The 15,239-nt window shown below is 64.0% G+C and carries 16 protein-coding genes; 8 read left to right on the top strand and 8 right to left on the bottom strand.

Features of this window, described 5'->3' with window-relative positions:
* The first annotated feature begins 383 nt into the window (after positions 1 to 383).
* The gene (locus CI41S_RS13650) at positions 384 to 932 is read left to right on the top strand and encodes a hypothetical protein (RefSeq protein ID WP_139482209.1); all 549 of its coding nucleotides are present in this window, start codon (positions 384 to 386) and stop codon (positions 930 to 932) included.
* Positions 933 to 1,023: 91 nt separating this feature from the next.
* Here the strand turns inward: CI41S_RS13650 and CI41S_RS13645 are convergent, their stop codons facing one another.
* Together CI41S_RS13645 and CI41S_RS13640 are read right to left on the bottom strand one after the other, a co-directional pair.
* The gene (locus CI41S_RS13645; RefSeq protein WP_244626504.1) at positions 1,024 to 1,419 is read right to left on the bottom strand and encodes a hypothetical protein; all 396 of its coding nucleotides are present in this window, start codon (positions 1,417 to 1,419) and stop codon (positions 1,024 to 1,026) included.
* A 205-nt stretch (positions 1,420 to 1,624) separates the two neighbouring features.
* Positions 1,625 to 3,067, bottom strand: coding sequence for an apiosidase-like domain-containing protein (locus tag CI41S_RS13640; RefSeq protein WP_172628026.1), 1,443 nt, complete (start codon positions 3,065 to 3,067; stop codon positions 1,625 to 1,627).
* Here CI41S_RS13640 and CI41S_RS43430 point away from each other — a divergent pair.
* Entirely contained in the window at positions 3,048 to 3,560 is a 513-nt protein-coding gene (locus CI41S_RS43430; protein WP_172628025.1) for a hypothetical protein, read from the top strand. The genes CI41S_RS13640 and CI41S_RS43430 overlap by 20 nt on opposite strands.
* Before the next feature lie 488 nt (positions 3,561 to 4,048).
* Here the strand turns inward: CI41S_RS43430 and CI41S_RS13625 are convergent, their stop codons facing one another.
* From CI41S_RS13625 to CI41S_RS13605, 5 genes are all read right to left on the bottom strand, one after another.
* Positions 4,049 to 4,279, bottom strand: coding sequence for a hypothetical protein (locus CI41S_RS13625; RefSeq protein WP_139859636.1), 231 nt, complete (start codon positions 4,277 to 4,279; stop codon positions 4,049 to 4,051).
* Positions 4,273 to 4,503 carry a hypothetical protein gene (locus tag CI41S_RS13620; protein WP_139859634.1) on the bottom strand — a complete coding sequence of 77 codons (231 nt, stop codon included), beginning with the start codon at positions 4,501 to 4,503 and terminating at the stop codon, positions 4,273 to 4,275. The genes CI41S_RS13625 and CI41S_RS13620 overlap by 7 nt, the downstream gene beginning before the upstream one ends.
* Positions 4,504 to 4,711: 208 nt before the next feature.
* A complete protein-coding gene (locus tag CI41S_RS13615) occupies positions 4,712 to 5,161 on the bottom strand; it encodes a hypothetical protein (RefSeq protein WP_139859631.1) in 450 nt (149 codons plus the stop codon).
* 115 nt (positions 5,162 to 5,276) lie between these two features.
* Complete coding sequence (locus tag CI41S_RS13610; protein WP_244626503.1) at positions 5,277 to 5,543, bottom strand: HGGxSTG domain-containing protein; 267 nt, start codon at positions 5,541 to 5,543, stop codon at positions 5,277 to 5,279.
* Positions 5,540 to 6,211, bottom strand: a complete 672-nt coding sequence (locus tag CI41S_RS13605) for a hypothetical protein (protein ID WP_139859629.1) — start codon at positions 6,209 to 6,211, stop codon at positions 5,540 to 5,542. Before CI41S_RS13605 ends, CI41S_RS13610 begins: the two co-directional genes overlap by 4 nt.
* 530 nt (positions 6,212 to 6,741) lie before the next feature.
* Here CI41S_RS13605 and CI41S_RS13600 point away from each other — a divergent pair.
* The 4 genes from CI41S_RS13600 to CI41S_RS13585 all read left to right on the top strand — a co-directional run bounded on the left by CI41S_RS13600 (position 6,742) and on the right by CI41S_RS13585 (position 12,255).
* Positions 6,742 to 9,063 carry a molybdopterin guanine dinucleotide-containing S/N-oxide reductase gene (locus CI41S_RS13600; RefSeq protein WP_139859627.1) on the top strand — a complete coding sequence of 774 codons (2,322 nt, stop codon included), beginning with the start codon at positions 6,742 to 6,744 and terminating at the stop codon, positions 9,061 to 9,063.
* 111 nt (positions 9,064 to 9,174) lie between these two features.
* The gene (locus tag CI41S_RS13595) at positions 9,175 to 10,221 is read left to right on the top strand and encodes an alpha/beta fold hydrolase (RefSeq protein WP_139859625.1); all 1,047 of its coding nucleotides are present in this window, start codon (positions 9,175 to 9,177) and stop codon (positions 10,219 to 10,221) included.
* 45 nt (positions 10,222 to 10,266) lie between these two features.
* Positions 10,267 to 11,142: a PhzF family phenazine biosynthesis protein gene (locus CI41S_RS13590; protein WP_139859622.1), complete on the top strand. Its 876-nt coding sequence runs from the start codon at positions 10,267 to 10,269 to the stop codon at positions 11,140 to 11,142.
* 111 nt (positions 11,143 to 11,253) lie between these two features.
* Positions 11,254 to 12,255 (top strand): L,D-transpeptidase family protein, encoded by a 1,002-nt coding sequence (locus CI41S_RS13585; RefSeq protein ID WP_139859619.1) that lies wholly within the window; start codon positions 11,254 to 11,256, stop codon positions 12,253 to 12,255.
* A 10-nt stretch (positions 12,256 to 12,265) separates the two neighbouring features.
* Here the strand turns inward: CI41S_RS13585 and CI41S_RS13580 are convergent, their stop codons facing one another.
* On the bottom strand, positions 12,266 to 12,778 hold the full coding sequence (locus tag CI41S_RS13580; protein WP_139859616.1) for a winged helix-turn-helix transcriptional regulator: 513 nt from the start codon (positions 12,776 to 12,778) through the stop codon (positions 12,266 to 12,268).
* Positions 12,779 to 12,975: 197 nt separating this feature from the next.
* On the opposite strand from CI41S_RS13580, the gene CI41S_RS13575 reads away from it, so the two are divergent.
* Together CI41S_RS13575 and CI41S_RS13570 are read left to right on the top strand one after the other, a co-directional pair.
* Positions 12,976 to 13,614 carry a 2-hydroxychromene-2-carboxylate isomerase gene (locus tag CI41S_RS13575; protein ID WP_139859613.1) on the top strand — a complete coding sequence of 213 codons (639 nt, stop codon included), beginning with the start codon at positions 12,976 to 12,978 and terminating at the stop codon, positions 13,612 to 13,614.
* A 66-nt stretch (positions 13,615 to 13,680) separates the two neighbouring features.
* Positions 13,681 to 15,225, top strand: coding sequence for a class I adenylate-forming enzyme family protein (locus tag CI41S_RS13570; RefSeq protein WP_172628043.1), 1,545 nt, complete (start codon positions 13,681 to 13,683; stop codon positions 15,223 to 15,225).
* The last annotated feature ends 14 nt before the right edge of the window (positions 15,226 to 15,239 follow it).

The raw sequence follows: 15,239 nt of genomic DNA, 5'->3' as shown, positions 1-15,239 counted from the left end.
GCGTGGCCGGTGCTCGAAACGGTCAAGGTTTCGAGCGTGGTTCAAGATATGATGATCGTCATCTATGATGCCGACCGGTCCGCCGTCAAGGCGGCGCGTCACGCGCTCGCCGGGTGTTCGACTGGCTGATCAATCTCGCGGCCGGCAATTACGGTAACGGTGCACGCAATTGAGGCCCGATGCCATGAGTTGCACCATACTTGTCCCGCCTCGCCGGTATCATCAACCCGACTAGCCACACCGCGTCACCCAGTGCGGGCGCTGGAAATTAGGTGTACTGTCACCGTAACGTGCGTCATGCGGCGGAATAATTCATTGGATATCCGGCACCACCGGTCGCCTTCCGTTTATCATCGGGACGTTCGAATCAGTGGAGAGTGGCCATGGCGACCAATATCGCGCAGAAGCGGGCCCGGAAGGCGCAGCGGCGGAAGCAGGTGGTCGCGCAGAAGCGCCGGGCTGAGGAACTGGAAGCAAGCCTGCCCGCGCGCGTGCGGCGGGCTGCGGCCTTGCCCATTCAAGGCTGCCTTCTCACCGAAGCCCTGTTCGAAGGCGGCATCGGCACCTTGGTGCTTGCGCGCGGCGCTACGCCGCATCACGTCGCGTTGAGTTCTTACCTGCTCGACACGTTCTGTCTCGGCATCAAGGACGTGACATTCGAATTCGTGGAAGGCGAATATTTCCAGTTCTACGTGAACACGATGAGTGCCATGTCCCCCATGATGTCGGTCGATCCGGGCTACGCGCGCAAGCTGCTGCGCGATCTTGCCGCCTGGTCGCGATCGATCGGCTTCGCGCCGCACCGGGACTTTGCGACCGTGGAGCGGATATTCGGCGATGTAAGCGTCGACGGCATCGACGCCGTCTTTCCCTTCGGCCGCGACGGCAAGCCGCTTTATATTCCCGGCCCCGTCATCCCGGAATTACGGTGACGAATGACGGCGATTGCCGCCCTCGCCAAAAATGGTCGCGCAAAGGCGCAGGCAAGCGCGCCAAAGGCAGCTGACCCGCGGCTTGATCGGACTATGCTGCGTCGAGCCGGGATTTCTCCATGACACGCTTTTCAAGCGTGGCGATGGTGCCCTTGAGATTGCCGTGCCGCTCGTTCAGCGACCTCGCCAAAATCGGATATCTTGCGTCCGATCGATCGAAAATTCCCGTGCGCTGTTCCTCGGCCGCGATGTCGGCCTCGATCTGTTGGCAGGCCAGGACAAGGTCGGACAGCATCTTGCTGATCTTCGACTCGACAGTGGTGCTGCCGCGAACTGTTCCAAAACGACGATGCAAACTCATTTTGCGTGCTCCGCGTGTCTGAGTTCGGCACACCCGCAACCTGGCGCCGAACTGTTCACGCGCACATCGCAAATTGCCTGCCAGGCGCGCCTCCGCAAGAACACGGGGTGCCGTTGCTAGCGTCATGCTCGTCCCGCCTCGCCCGTGTCGTCCTCCGGAATTACGGTGACAGTGCACTCAATTGGTGCATGGTGCCGCACCTTGCATCATGGTCATCGCGCCTCACGTTGTGGTCACCCCCTGAACCGCTTTAACCGGCTCAGCTGGCGCGCGGACTATTTTGAGAATGGAAATCAAGTGCAGCCTCACCGTAGTCCCCGGTGATTGCACTTCAGGGCGGGGTTCTTGCTTCGAGGACGAGGACCCAATCGCCATCGCCGGATTTATTGGCTCCTGAAGGCATGAACACTCTGCTCCCCTCATTGGCGAACGGGGACTCTTTCACGTCCGCGTACTCACCGCTTGTGGGATCGTACCAGCGGGCCGTCGTCGTGCCCGCCAGCTTCGACATATCGACCGTGATCGCCCGGATCGTCGGCATGTAAACCAGCACCAGCGAGCCATCGGAGGTTCGGGCAGCCGTCGCGCAGCTATTGCCCGTGATGGATCCGACGCCAAAATACTTCCGGATGCTGCCGAACACCTTTGTCCAGAGCGCGTCGGGGTCTTTGCTGACTCCAGCCACGAATTTTCCGACCAGGCAGGAAACGCGGCCATAACCGGCAGTCACCACGGCGTGGGTTTGATCGGGGACCAGGTCGTGCCATTGTCGCGAGACGAAGAGGTTTTTCATGTAGCTGAGCTGGAGCACACCTTGTGTATCCAGGTTCGCTTCCCATCCCCTCTCGAGCTTCCATGAGTGGGCGCTGCCATAGAGTTGCCCCGCGGCGCCGCTCAGCATCGTCCAGTATTCCTGCCGCCGCAGGTTTTGCGGAGAGCCGCCCTCGGGATCGGGACCGACATTCTCGAACTCGTAATTCGCCTCCACCATGAAGATCGGCTTGAAGTTCGGTCGATTGTATTCGGTCAGAACCTGCGCGTAGGTGGGAAAGTACGTGTATGCCGCATCAAGCTCGATAAGCGGCGCCCATGACGGGTCTTCCAAAGAGCCGCTGGTCGCAGTATTGAGCTCGACCGTATGGATGTGGATCGCATCCATGCTTCTGATCCCGCGTGCGACGGCCTGAACCAGATCGTCGTCGGCAGCATTTCGCCATGACTGAAAATCGTTGCCGTGCATCCAGATGATGTTGAGAAAGTCCTTGTAGCGATTTCCGAGATACTGTCCGTACTCGAACGCTTTGGACTTGCCGTTTTTCCGCAGGACATCCAGCCAACTGATGGTCTCGATGGGATCCAGGAGTACAACCATGCCGTGGTCGGCCGCGACACGGAGCATATCGTCGATGCGCTGAAAATACGCAGGATTTGGCGTTGCAATGTCGCCCGGAACAAGGAACGGCACAATTCCATCAAACGTCTTTGCCTCCTCGCAAATGCAAAGCAGATTGATCCAGAGCGTGTTGATGCCATAGCTTCGACGATTGGCCATGAATGCCGCAGCTTCTTCTTGCGACAAATTGGTGCTCAAATATTGCGGAGAGTCTCCGACCATCAGGAATGGAGTATTGTTCTGGTCGACGAGATAGCGGTTGTTGGCGCTTGCCTTGAGCGGATAGACGGGGCGTTCAGGAGATCCAACTATTCCGATGTCCGCCGGACCTTGTTGCGCCGGCGCACGAGGCACCGCCGTGATGGATACGGCCGTCGCCAACAGCGCTGCGGCTACCGAATGCGCAAAGCATTTCCGTGTCGCACTTGTGGAGCACCTGATCCAAAAAGACATCGCAGGTCTCGACGCTCAAGCCTACTGTTCTTCGGAACATGTCGCAGATCTTATCACGTTGCCTCGGCGAATAACGGATATTGACACCAACATCCTGATCCCAGGCGAGCGTAGCCCGGATGAGCGCAGCGACATCCGGGGATTGGCACAGCATGCCGGCGCCGCACATGCAGCCGTGCGGATCTTTCGTCCAGGCGAGATGCGGATGGTTCTCACAGACTCGGCCGAGGCCGTGGCAAACCGGGCAGTTCGGACCTACACCTTGGGCCGTCGCGTCCGGGACGGCTTAGGTCCCCTCAAGAACTTGATCGCCTCGACAGCGATGGTGTTCTCATCACCTGTCTTCCCTTCCACAAATTTCAGAACCCGCTGCCGGACCAAGTCCTCTTCCTGCGGGCTGAGCGTTACCATCATCCCATAAGTGCGAACGACGCGCTCGACGATCATTTCCATTCAAGTCCTCCCTAAAAATCCACCCAACGTCGCGTAGGAACTTTTGTTCCTCTGAGCGGTTGGACGGCGAAAAGAGGAGGGACAGATGGATCTCACCAGATGTCCGCGCTGCGGGAAGCCACTCAAGGCCGTTATGGCTCTCGACCAACGCACCGACCTTCGCTGCATATCCTGCGATGGTATGGGCGAGGAGAACGATACGCCGGCGTGGGTGGAGAGTCCGCCGACCGGATCACTTCCGAACAAGCCCCTTGAAAGAACTCGCTCGAAGTAAACCTTCGGACGTGATGTCCCGGTATTCGATGTCGGCATAGAACGCCGGCTCACCCACGTTGCCTGCCGGGCTTTCGGTACTTCATACGCAATTCACAAAAAGCCCGCCGCTGGAGGGGGACCAACGACGGGCAGTTTAGCCGTGCTTCCGGAGTCGACAACGATCGCGGACCTGCCCCGTTCCTACGGGATGTCGCCCTTCCTGATCGGCCCGATGCCGTAGGGCTTGTTCAGGAAGAACCCGCGGTTGCCCAGCGCGGCTTCGGCGTATTGGTCGATGGCGACCTGGATGGCCTGGACGTGGAAGAAGCACCAACCTTCCCGGGTCGAGAGCGCGCGCACCTCCGCCAGCGCCTTGATGAACGGCGGTGGATCATCCCAGTCGGAGAACCATTGCGGTCGTTGCGTCACCAGGAGCGGCCTCCCAGCATCTTGCCCTTCGGCTTCGGCAGCGCGGCCTTCATCCGGTCGCGCTCGGCGCAGAGGGTGTCGATCTTGTCCAGCATCCGCTGCAGCAGCTCTTCAGCCGAGCCGGTCGGGATGCCGGCCCGCTGCAGGGTCAGGATTTCCTTGCGCTGGCGGCCGACCTGCACGCGCATGCGCTCGATCTCCGAACGGAGATAGTCGAGTGTTGGCATGGTTCGCTCTGAATTGGCGGTGAGGTGCCATAAGAACGAATAGAGAACGATGAGTCAAGGGCGGAGATGAGGGGAGCTCGAGCAAGCGTAGCCCGGATCAACGCAGCGATATCCGGGGATGGTCCGTCCCTGCATGTCGCTCGCGTGGCCCGCCCAGGTTTGGACCTTGCAGGCTGCGCAACCCATGATAGCATGCCGTGGGGGGCAGCTACTCGACATCGTTCTTCAATGACTTCATGACGACTGCAAGCATTTCGTAGTTCTTTGTTCGGAGGTCGTAGATGCTCACGCCATTTCGTTTAGCGATCTCCGCAACGATCTTCTTGCCATCGGTCTTAAAGACAGTGTGAGTGGCAAATGGATGAGGGTGCTCGAGCGTTTCTCTGACCTCATCCATGATCTTGCGGATTTCACGCAGCCCGACACCCGCGTTCGCGAACGTGGCTACGAACCGCAACTCCATCAGGTTGGTGAAGCTGACGGCTACCTTGCCGGCAACCCGGCCAAGCTGATTGTCGATGACCGCGACCTGTTTGCCAGTATGTCCTTCGATCCAAATTCGGACGACATCTTGAGGGGCCTGCACGAGCTCAGCGACCTCGGGGATTGTGTAGATCCCCGTCTCCAATAGATCAGGCTCGGAGGCTCTTCTCATCATGACGGCACCTGTGCTGCGAGCATCGTCTTATGCACTAAATCAGCCGTTGTTGGCAATCCTACAACGATTTCTGCGGCTCAACCGCTCGCGCATGCAGCATACTGCGTCCTGTCGATCACTTCATCCGCTCCAACATCCTCCGCGCCTCCGCCAATAGCACCCCTATCTCCCGCCGCTCCTTGATCGCGCCCCCGGTGTACAGCCCATGCTTGCGCGCGTTCCGGTTTCTGCGTGGCGCGCCGGAGCCTTCGGCGCCGCCGTGCATGCGGCAGCGCCGCTTGCCGTGCACGGCCGGCGCGCGGCAGGCGGTGCCGCTGCGGGTTTTGGCGCCGCAGCGCGGGCTCGCCAGCATTGGGCCGGTATGTCTGATGTGATCGCTCACGGCTGGGCTTTCCGCCTGGCCTTGGTGGAATTCCGCCGTCGCTGGCCGCGCGCGGGCTTCGGCGCGCGCCGCGCGGCGGAGGGCGGGGGCTGGTCGGAGACGATCACGTTCGCATGCTGCGTGACGTTGCCGACGATGGCGTTGCCGCCGTCGGCGACCGAGACGTTCTGCACGGTGATGGCAGGCTCGCCCCGGCTGCGGTAGCGGTTCAGCGCCTCGATCTGGGCGGGGAAGGTGCGGGCGAGCCGGCCGAGGGCGCGCGCGGCGCTGTCGTGCTGGGGGAGGTCTCTCGCATGCGCAAGGTGATGGGCGCAGCGCATCGCCATCACATGCACCGACACCATCTGCGCCACCAGCATCGCCTCGACGGCATCCCGCGGGCGAATGCTCTTCACCATCGACAGCATGAAGGCGAGGTTGACCGCGTTCGCCCGCCCGCCGCTCACGCTGGCCCTCACCAATTGGCGGAGAATGCCTTCCATCGCGTCGCGATCGGTAACCCCCAGCGCGTTCATCATCAGCGCTTCGCCGCGTTCCGGGTCGGGATGGTCGATGTGGAAACCATGCGGCGAGAGTTTGAGCCGCGGCGTTGTGGGAGTTTTGGTCTCCTGGGTCTGGCCGGGTGCGGCGGCCATCGTCGGCACGGTGATGTCAGGTGCGGTGGTCATGTCGATAGTCCCTGGAATGCGCCGGGCGTGCGCAGGCGATCGTTCGCTTGGGCGCGCCGGTGCGGTTTCAATGCTGGGGAGGATGTTCGGCCGCGATCGCAAACGCGCGCCCGCCGGAGCACGATGAGATCAGGTTGAATTGTATCCGCGAAGAAACTTGCGCTCCCCCCGCAAGCGGGAGAGGTGCGGCGAATTTGCCGCCCGGCTGATTCAACCGACGTCATCCCGCTGAGTGCGGGCGAGTGAGTGTGCACGATTTCGGAATTTTGAAAAAATACCCCTGACTTGCCCGACGTGTCAAGCGCCGTGTCGGACAGCGCCCTGTCGTGCGCCGGCCGCCGCCGGCTACTTTGCATGGGGTTGTTTTCGCCATATTGGCCGCGCGCCCCTGCGACAGCGAGTTCCTGCGCACGGCCGCCTGCGTTTCCGGCAACCCTGAAGCGGGCGACAGCGCCGATTGGATCATTATACTGGCGAGGGTGTTGCGACAAAGGCGGCCCGGCTGCCGGCCCGCGGATGAAGGAAATGCGATGAGCGATACGATTGGCCACCCCGATCCCGGCCTCGATCTGTCCGACGGTTTCAGGCCGCACACCTCGCATTGGGGCGTGTTTTCGGCGCGGCTCGGCAAGGCCGGTCTCGAGGTCAGGCCCTATGCCGCCGATCCCGATCCGAACCGCATCATCGACAATTTTCCCGGCGCGCTGCGCCATCAGGCCCGCATCGCGCAGCCGGCGATCCGCCGCGGCTGGCTCGAACGCGGCCCCGGGCCCGACGACCGCCGCGGCCGCGACGAGTTCGTCTCGGTGAGCTGGGAGCAGGCGCTCGACCTGCTCGGCGGCGAGCTGACGCGGATTCGCGACAGCATCGGCCCGCAGGCCGTGTTCGGCGGCTCCTATGGCTGGTCCAGCGCGGGGCGCTTCCATCACGCGCAGAGCCAGGTGCACCGCTTCCTCAACATCGCGCTCGGCGGCTATGTGCGCTCGGTCAACACCTATTCCTCCGGCGCGTCCTCGGTGCTGCTGCCGCAGATCCTCGCCGGCTATGAGGAGATCACCAAGCGCAACGTCACCTGGGAGCAGATCGCTGAACAGACCGAGATCGTGCTGGCGTTCGGCGGCATGGCGCTGAAGAACTCGATGGTGGCCGGCGGCTCGATCAGCAAGCATGTCGAGCGCGGCGCCATGGCCGCGGCGCGCCGGCGCGGCTGCGAATTCGTGCTGGTCAGCCCGCTGCGCGACGATCTGCCCGCGGAGGCTGGCGCCGAATGGCTGACGGCGGTGCCCGGCACCGACACCGCGCTGATGCTCGGCATCGTCCACACCCTGGTCAGCGAAGGCCTGCACGACCAGGCTTTTCTCGATCGCTACACCGAGGGCTGGCCGGTGTTTTTGCGCTATCTCACCGGCGAGGCGGATGCGCAGCCGAAGAGCGCGGAATGGGCCGCCGCGATCTGCGGCATCGACGCCGGCACCATCCGCACGCTGGCGCGCCGGCTCGCCGGGCGGCGCGCGCTGATCACCGTGTCGCATTCGCTGCAGCGCGCCGAGCATGGCGAGCAGCCGGTGTGGATGGGCATGGTGCTGGCGGCCGCGCTCGGCCAGATCGGCCTGCCCGGCGGCGGCTACGCCTATTCGCTCGGCGCCATCGGCTATTACGGCCGCCGCGTCAACGCGGTGGCGGGGCCGACGCTGGCGCAGGGCCGCAACGGCGTCGCCGATTTCATTCCGGTGGCGCGCATCACCGACATGCTGCTCAATCCCGGCACCAGCTATCGCTACAACGGCGAGACGCGCACCTATCCGGATATCCGCCTGGTCTACTGGGCCGGCGGCAATCCGTTCCACCACCACCAGGACATCAACCGCCTGCGCAAGGCGTTTGCGCGGCTCGATACGTTCGTGGTGCACGAGCTCGCCTGGACCGCCACCGCGCGCCACGCCGACATCGTGCTGCCCTCGACGATGACGCTGGAGCGCGAGGACATCGGCTATTCCACCAACGATCCCTTGATGGTCGCGATGCACCGGATCGCCGAGCCGTTCGGCCTCGCGCGTGACGATTACGAGATCTTCGCCGATCTCGCCGAGCGTCTCGGCGCCCGCGAGCCCTTCACCGAAGGCCGCACCTCGCGCGAATGGCTGGCGCATCTCTATGAGCCGACCCGAAAATCGCTCGCCGCGCAGGGGCTGGAAGCGCCGAGTTTTGAGGAATTCTGGGCGCGCGGCAGCCTGATCGTGCCGCAGCAGCCCGACGACGGCGGCACGCTGCGCCGTTTTCGCGAGGATCCGGTGGCGCGGCCGTTGCCGACGCCGAGCGGACGGATCGAGATTTTTTCGCAGAAGATCGCCGACCATGGCGATGCCGATTGTCCCGGCCATCCGGTCTGGCTCGCGAAGACCGACATGCCAAAACCAGGCACGCCGTGCTTCCTGGTCGCCAACCAGCCGGTGACGCGGCTGCACAGCCAGCTCGATTTCGGCGGCCATTCGCTTGCAGCAAAACATCGCGGCCGCGAGGTCGCGCGCATGAACCCGCGCGATGCCGAGCCGCGCGGCATCAAGGACGGCGACATCATCCGCCTGTTCAACGCCCGCGGCGCCTGCCTCGCCGCGGTGCACGTCACCGACGGCATCGCGCCCGGCGTCGTGCAGCTGCCGACCGGCGCCTGGTACGACCCGATGGATCCCGAGGAGGAGGCGCCGCTCTGCGTGCACGGCAATCCCAACGTGCTGACCCGCGACATCGGCACCTCGTCCTTCGCGCAGGGCTGCACCGGCCAGCTCACGGTGGTCGAGGTCGAGCGTTTTAGCGGCAACCTGCCGCCGATCCGCGCCTTCGATCCGGTGTAACGGCGCGTCCGGCCGCCGGATCACGAACAAATCATCGCGGGGGCGCTGGATGGCGTCCCTGCGTTCGGCTACGGCATCGCCAGATCATCCCTCGCGCTCGGACCTTGCAAGATGCACCTGAAAACTCTGTTTCATATTGCCGTTGCCGCGAGCGTCACGCTCGGCGCCTCTAACGCCTTCGCGCAGTCGGCGAGCGAAGAGCCAGCCTATGGACCGGAGCTGCAGGGTTTTGAATATCCCTATCCCGTCGCGCATTATCGCTTCAGCTCGCAGGGGCAGGAGCTCGAGATGGCCTATCTCGACGTCAAGCCGGCGGCGCCGAACGGGCAGACCGCGGTGCTGCTGCACGGCAAGAATTTTTGTGCCGCGACCTGGGACGGCACCATCAAGGCGCTCAGCGGCGCCGGCTACCGCGTCATTGCGATGGATCAGATCGGCTTCTGCAAGTCGAGCAAGCCGGAACGCTACCAGTTCACCTTCCAGCAGCTCGCCGGCAACAGCCGCGCGCTGCTGGCTTCGCTCGGCATCGAGCGCGCGATCATGGTCGGCCATTCCACCGGCGGCATGCTGGCGATGCGCTACGCGCTGATGTATCCGGAGGCCACCGATCGCCTGGTGCTGGTCGATCCGATCGGGCTGGAGGACTGGAAGGCCAGGGGTGTGCCGTGGCTCAGCCTCGACGGCTGGATGCAGCGCGAGACCCGCGTCACCGCCGACAGCATCCGCGCCTATGAGCGCGCCACGTACTATGCCGACACCTGGGATCCGTCCTACGAGACCTGGGTGCAGATGCTGGCCGGAATGTATCGCGGCCCGGACCGCGACGCCGTGGCGTCGAGCTCGGCGCGGCTCTACGACATGATCGCGACCCAGCCGGTGTTCTATGAATTCGAGCAGATCAAGCCGCCGACGCTGCTCGTGATCGGCGACAAGGACACCACGGCGATCGCCAAGGACACCGCGCCGCCGGAGATCCGCAAGACGCTCGGCAACTATCCCGTGCTCGGCAAGGAAGCCGTCAAGCGGATTCCGCATTCGCAGCTGATCGAATTCCCCGACCTCGGCCATTCCCCGCAGATCCAGGCGCCGGCGCGCTTCCACGCGGCGCTGCTCGATTGGCTGCAGCACCCCGAGACCGGCAAGACGCTGGTCAAGTAGCGGCGGCTTGGGCAGTGTAGCCGCTGATTGCGCGAGGATACCATCATGACGACAGCCGAACTGGTCAGCGTGTTCACGGTAGATGGGGCGGGCGGCAATCCCTGTCCGATCGTGGTGGATGCAAGCGGCATGAGCGCGTCCGAGATGCAGGACGTCGCCCGCCGTCATGGCCACGAGTCCGGCTTCGTGTTGCCGGCGGAGAGCGACGATTTCGACGCCACGTTTCGCTTCTTCGTTCCGAACCACGAAATGGAAATGTGCGGCCACGCGACCATCGGTGCTCTGTGGTTGCTGGCACGGCAGGGACGATTGCCCGGCGATACGATCCGGATCTCGACGCGCAGCGGTCCGGTCACCGGCTTCATCAGCCGCGATCGCGGCGGCGAGCCGCGGGTCGAGATCACCCAGCCGGCCGGCAAGGTCGTTCCGCTCACCGCCGCGCAACGCGACGACGTGCTGCGCGCCCTCGCAGCCCGCCCGGATGCGATCGGCGAGGCAGCGCCCGCCAACGCCGTCACGTCGCGGGTCAAGACCTTGATCCCGATGCGTTCCCCGGACGCGCTGAACGCGCTCGATCCCGCGGTCGAGGCCGTCGAGGCGGTCTGCGGCAGGATCGGATCGACCGGGCTTTACCCGTTCGCCGTGATCGACCGCGCCGCGCGGCTGTTCGAGGCGCGGCAGTTTCCGCGCTCATCGGGGTATCGGGAGGATGCGGCCACCGGGATTGCGGCGGCGGCGCTGGCGTTCGGCCTGCTCGACTACGGTCTGGTCGATGCCAACGACGGCGAGATTCGTATCCTGCAGGGCCGTGCGATGGGGCGGCTGTCGGAGATCCGCGTCCGCATCGGCTTTGCCGGCGGCCGCCCGGTCGGCTGCCTGCTCGGCGGCAACGTCGCATTGATGACCGCGCCGTCGCACTGAGCCAGTTCGGCTCGCGCGCCGGCCCAACACAGGAACCGCGCGTTCACTTGGCCGTTCTCTTCATTGCATACAGTCGTGAAGGAGAGCGTCGGCAATGTGAAAGGCGGCCCGATGTCGCTCAGAGCCGTGTGCAATGTTGGTATCACCCTGGCCGTCGTCCTGGCGGCCGGTCGCGCGTTCGGCGCCGAGATCAATGCGGCTGCGATCGACGCGGCCGAGCCGTCGAGCAAAACCCTGTCCAACGAAAAACCGACGCCGGCAGGGGTGCGGCTGCAGGTGCTGCTCGACCGGGCGCACTTTTCTCCCGGTGAGATCGACGGCAAGTTCGGCGAGAATGCCAAGAAAGCGCTTCGCGCCTACGCCGAAGCCCGCGAGTTGCCGAGCGGCGATGCGCCGACCGATGAGGTCTGGACGGCGCTGCGGGCGGACAACCGGCCGGCGACAACCAGCTACACCATCACCGAACAGGATCTCGCCGGCCCCTTCCTGCACAAGCTGCCTGCCAAAATGGAGGCGATGAAGGACCTCCCGCATCTCGGCTTTACCAGCCCGCGCGAAAAGCTGGCCGAGCGATTTCACATGAGCGAAGCGTTGCTGGCCAGCCTCAACCCGGGACAACGCTTCGATCGGGCCGGCGCGACCATCGTCGTGATCGATACCGGCGGCGGAGCGCCGGGCAGCGCTCCCGCAAAGGCCGACCGCGTCGAGATCGACAAGAGCCGGCAGGTCGTCAAGCTATACGACAAGTCGAACGCGCTGATCGGCTTCTACCCGGCGACGGTCGGCAGCAAGGACAAGCCGTCTCCCACCGGCACCCTGAAGGTCACCGAGATCCATCGCAATCCGACCTATCGCTACAACCCGAACTATCACTTCAAGGGCGTCCACTCGCGCAGGCCCTTCACCATCAAGCCCGGCCCCAACAATCCGGTCGGCTCGGTCTGGATCAATCTTTCGGCCGAAGGCTACGGCATTCACGGCACGGCTGCGCCGGACAGGATCTCCAAGGCGGAATCGCACGGCTGCGTGCGTCTCACCAACTGGGACGCCGAACGCGTCGCGAAGCACATCGCGAAGGGCATCCCGGTTGCGTTCGTGGACGGCCCGCGATGAAGCCGATTGCCTAGCCCGGCTCGGCGACGCGCTTGCCGCGCTCCTGCGCCTTGGCATGCACCGGCGAGGATTGCCGTGCGCCCGGGCCGCGATGGACGTGGACCGCCTTCGCGCTCAGCGGCTCGCCGCATTCCGAGCAGACCATCACGGGGTCGAACATCTTGTGGCAGTTCTTGTGTTCGTGCAGCATCGGCCGGCCGCGGGCGTCGACCATGTGGGTGTCGCCCCAGTGCACGATCGACATGATCACCGGGTAGAGGTCGAGGCCCTTCTGCGTCAGGATGTATTCGTAGCGCTTCGGCGATTCCTGATACGGAATCTTGCGCAGCACGCCGAAGCGCACCAGCTTCTTGAGCCGGTCGGCGAGCAGATGGCGGGTGATGCCGAGCGACGCCTGGAAGTCGTCGAACCTGCGGATGCGCAGGAAACATTCGCGCAGGATCAAGAGGCTCCAGCGGTCGCCGATCACGGCCACGGTGCGGGCCAGCGAGCACGGCTCCTCTTCAAGGGCATCCCATTTCATCGGCGTCTCCAGCGATCTGCCACGACAGTACAAATAAAATTCTAAAACAGAACTGACGTCATTTCAACAGGATGCCTTCAGATAGCTAGTTACATGACAAATATCATATTGACAGTTCTAAAATAGAACTTAAGGTCCGGGCCACGATCAACCGGGTGGCCGAGCAACGGCCGCCAAGCGCAGGGAAGGGCGTTTTGATGGCTGCTCCGCTCAAGGTCGAGTTCCATTTCGATTTTGGAAGCCCCAACGCCTATCTCGCCGAACTCGCCTTGCCGGAGATCGAAAAGCGCACCGGCGTGAAATTCGCCTACGGCCCGGTGCTGCTCGGCGGCGTCTACAAGGCGACCGGCAATATGTCGCCGGGCGAGTCGCTGCGCGGCATCAAGAACAAGCCCGAATACAATGCGCTCGAGACCGAGCGCTTCCTGCGGCGCTACAACATCACAAAGTTCAAGCAGAACCCGTTCTTCCCGGTCAACACGTTGATGCTGATGCGCGGCGTGGTCGCTGCCGAGTTCGAGGGACTGTTCGAACCGTATTTCCGCGCCGCCTATCACCACATGTGGGTCGAGCCCAAGAAGATGGACGACCCGCAGGTGTTCCGCGAGGCGTTCCTGTCCTCCGGCCTCGATATCGACCGCATCATCGCCCGCGCCCAGCAGGATGAGGTCAAGAAGAAGCTGATCGACAACACCAGCGCTGCGGTGGCGCGCGGCTCGTTCGGCTCGCCGACCTTCTTCGTCGGCGACGAGATCTTCTTCGGCAAGGATCGCCTGCGCGAGGTCGAGGAAGAGATCGTGGCGCAGCTTGCGGCAGGGCGGCGCAAGACCGCCTGAGCAAGGAACGCTTCAAGACGACAATCAAGCCCAAAGGGCAGTTCGAGGGAGGTTCCCGTGCTGGCGATGACGCAGGTGGAAGAAGGAAGTGTGGAAGGTCTGCCGAACCGCCTCCACGAGGTGATGGACCACTACGTCGGAGCGACACCGGATCGTATGGCGCTGGTCGACGACAAGATGTGGCTCACCTATCGCGAGCTCGATCAGGTCGTGGGCCGTGTCACCGAAGCCCTGCGCGCGCTCGGCATCCGGCCCGGCGACCGCATGATGATCGTCAGCGAAAATTCCGTTCCGCTGTCCTGCCTGCTGTTTGCCGCGAGCCGGCTCGACGCCTGGGCGATCGTGGTCAATCCGCGGCTGTCGCCGCGCGAAATCGATCAGATCAAGGATCACAGCGGCACCCGCCGCGTGTTCCTGACCGCCGAAGTCTCGCAGGAGGCGGCCGCCCATGCCACGCGCTATGAGGCGACCGTGCAGGATGTCGGGCCGCTGCGCGGCATCGCGGTCACCAGCCTGAACATTGCGACCGTGGCCGAGCCGGTCGAGGCCGACGGCGCCAGGCAGGTTGCGGTTCTCATCTACACGTCCGGCACCACGGGTACCCCGAAGGGCGTGATGCTGACGCACCGCAATCTCCTGTTCAGCGCCCGCGGCACCGCCGCCTTCCGCAAGATGACGGCCGATGACGTGCAATATTGCGTGCTGCCGATCTCGCACATCGTCGGCATCTCGCTGCTCACCATGACCCTGATGGTCGGCGCCACCGTGCGCCTGGTCGCAAAATACGATCCCGCCGCGCTGGTGAAGGCGATGGCGGACGAAGGCATCACCATTCTCAACGGCGTGCCGGCGACCTATCAGCGCCTGCTCGAGTACCGCCGCACTGCCGGCCTGCCGAAGCTCGATCGCGGCAAGCTGCGCGTGATCTCGGTGGCGGGCGCGCCGCTCGATATCGAGCTCAAATCGCGCGTCGAGCAGGAGCTCGGCCTGCCCCTTCTCAACGGCTACGGCATCACCGAATGCTCGCCGGGAATTTCCGGCGTCCGGCCCGACAATCCCCGGGCCGACCATGCGGTCGGCACCATCATGCCGGGCCTGGAGGCCAAGCTGGTCAGCCAGGACGGCAAGCCTGTCGCGGATGGCGAGGTCGGCGAGCTTCATGTCCGCGGCCCCAACGTGATGCGCGGCTACTACCGCGCGCCCGACCTGACCGCCAAGGCGATCGATCCCGACGGCTGGTTCAACACCGGGGATCTCGCCCGCTTCGAGAACGGTGCGATGTACATCGTCGGGCGGACCAAGGAGATGATCATCCGTTCCGGCTTCAACGTCTACCCGGCCGAGATCGAGGCGGTGCTGAGCACGCACGATGCCGTGGTGCAATGCGCCGTGGTCGGGCGGCCGGTCGAGGGCAATGAGGAAGTCGTCGCCTTCGTGCAGCTGATCAAGGGCTCGACCGCCACGGTGCAGGACTTGATGGCCCATGTCGCACCGCAACTCACCTCGTACAAGCGGCCGTCCGAGATTATTCTGATGGACGCGCTGCCCGCGACGTCGACGGGCAAGCTGCTGAAGCACAAGCTGGCGGAGTCGCTGCGCAGCCAAAGCTGACGCCGCGTTCGCAG

This window comes from Bradyrhizobium ivorense (assembly GCF_900696085.1).
Lineage (GTDB): Bacteria > Pseudomonadota > Alphaproteobacteria > Rhizobiales > Xanthobacteraceae > Bradyrhizobium > Bradyrhizobium ivorense.
Note: the sequence above shows the minus strand (reverse complement) of the source record. Positions and strands in the feature narration are given on the sequence as shown.

Bases quoted from the DNA above. Each gene is read 5' to 3' on its own strand.
- CI41S_RS13590 (WP_139859622.1), top strand. From the start codon at position 10,267: ATGACGACAGCCGAACTGGTCAGCGTGTTCACGGTAGATGGGGCGGGC.
- CI41S_RS13600 (WP_139859627.1), top strand. From the start codon at position 6,742: ATGAGCGATACGATTGGCCACCCCGATCCCGGCCTCGATCTGTCCGAC.
- CI41S_RS13580 (WP_139859616.1), bottom strand. From the start codon at position 12,778: ATGAAATGGGATGCCCTTGAAGAGGAGCCGTGCTCGCTGGCCCGCACC.
- CI41S_RS13575 (WP_139859613.1), top strand. From the start codon at position 12,976: ATGGCTGCTCCGCTCAAGGTCGAGTTCCATTTCGATTTTGGAAGCCCC.
- CI41S_RS13620 (WP_139859634.1), bottom strand. From the start codon at position 4,503: ATGCCAACACTCGACTATCTCCGTTCGGAGATCGAGCGCATGCGCGTG.
- CI41S_RS13645 (WP_244626504.1), bottom strand. From the start codon at position 1,419: ATGACGCTAGCAACGGCACCCCGTGTTCTTGCGGAGGCGCGCCTGGCA.
- CI41S_RS13570 (WP_172628043.1), top strand. From the start codon at position 13,681: ATGACGCAGGTGGAAGAAGGAAGTGTGGAAGGTCTGCCGAACCGCCTC.
- CI41S_RS13585 (WP_139859619.1), top strand. From the start codon at position 11,254: ATGTCGCTCAGAGCCGTGTGCAATGTTGGTATCACCCTGGCCGTCGTC.
- CI41S_RS13650 (WP_139482209.1), top strand. From the start codon at position 384: ATGGCGACCAATATCGCGCAGAAGCGGGCCCGGAAGGCGCAGCGGCGG.
- CI41S_RS13605 (WP_139859629.1), bottom strand. From the start codon at position 6,211: ATGACCACCGCACCTGACATCACCGTGCCGACGATGGCCGCCGCACCC.
- CI41S_RS13615 (WP_139859631.1), bottom strand. From the start codon at position 5,161: ATGATGAGAAGAGCCTCCGAGCCTGATCTATTGGAGACGGGGATCTAC.
- CI41S_RS43430 (WP_172628025.1), top strand. From the start codon at position 3,048: ATGGATACGGCCGTCGCCAACAGCGCTGCGGCTACCGAATGCGCAAAG.
- CI41S_RS13595 (WP_139859625.1), top strand. From the start codon at position 9,175: ATGCACCTGAAAACTCTGTTTCATATTGCCGTTGCCGCGAGCGTCACG.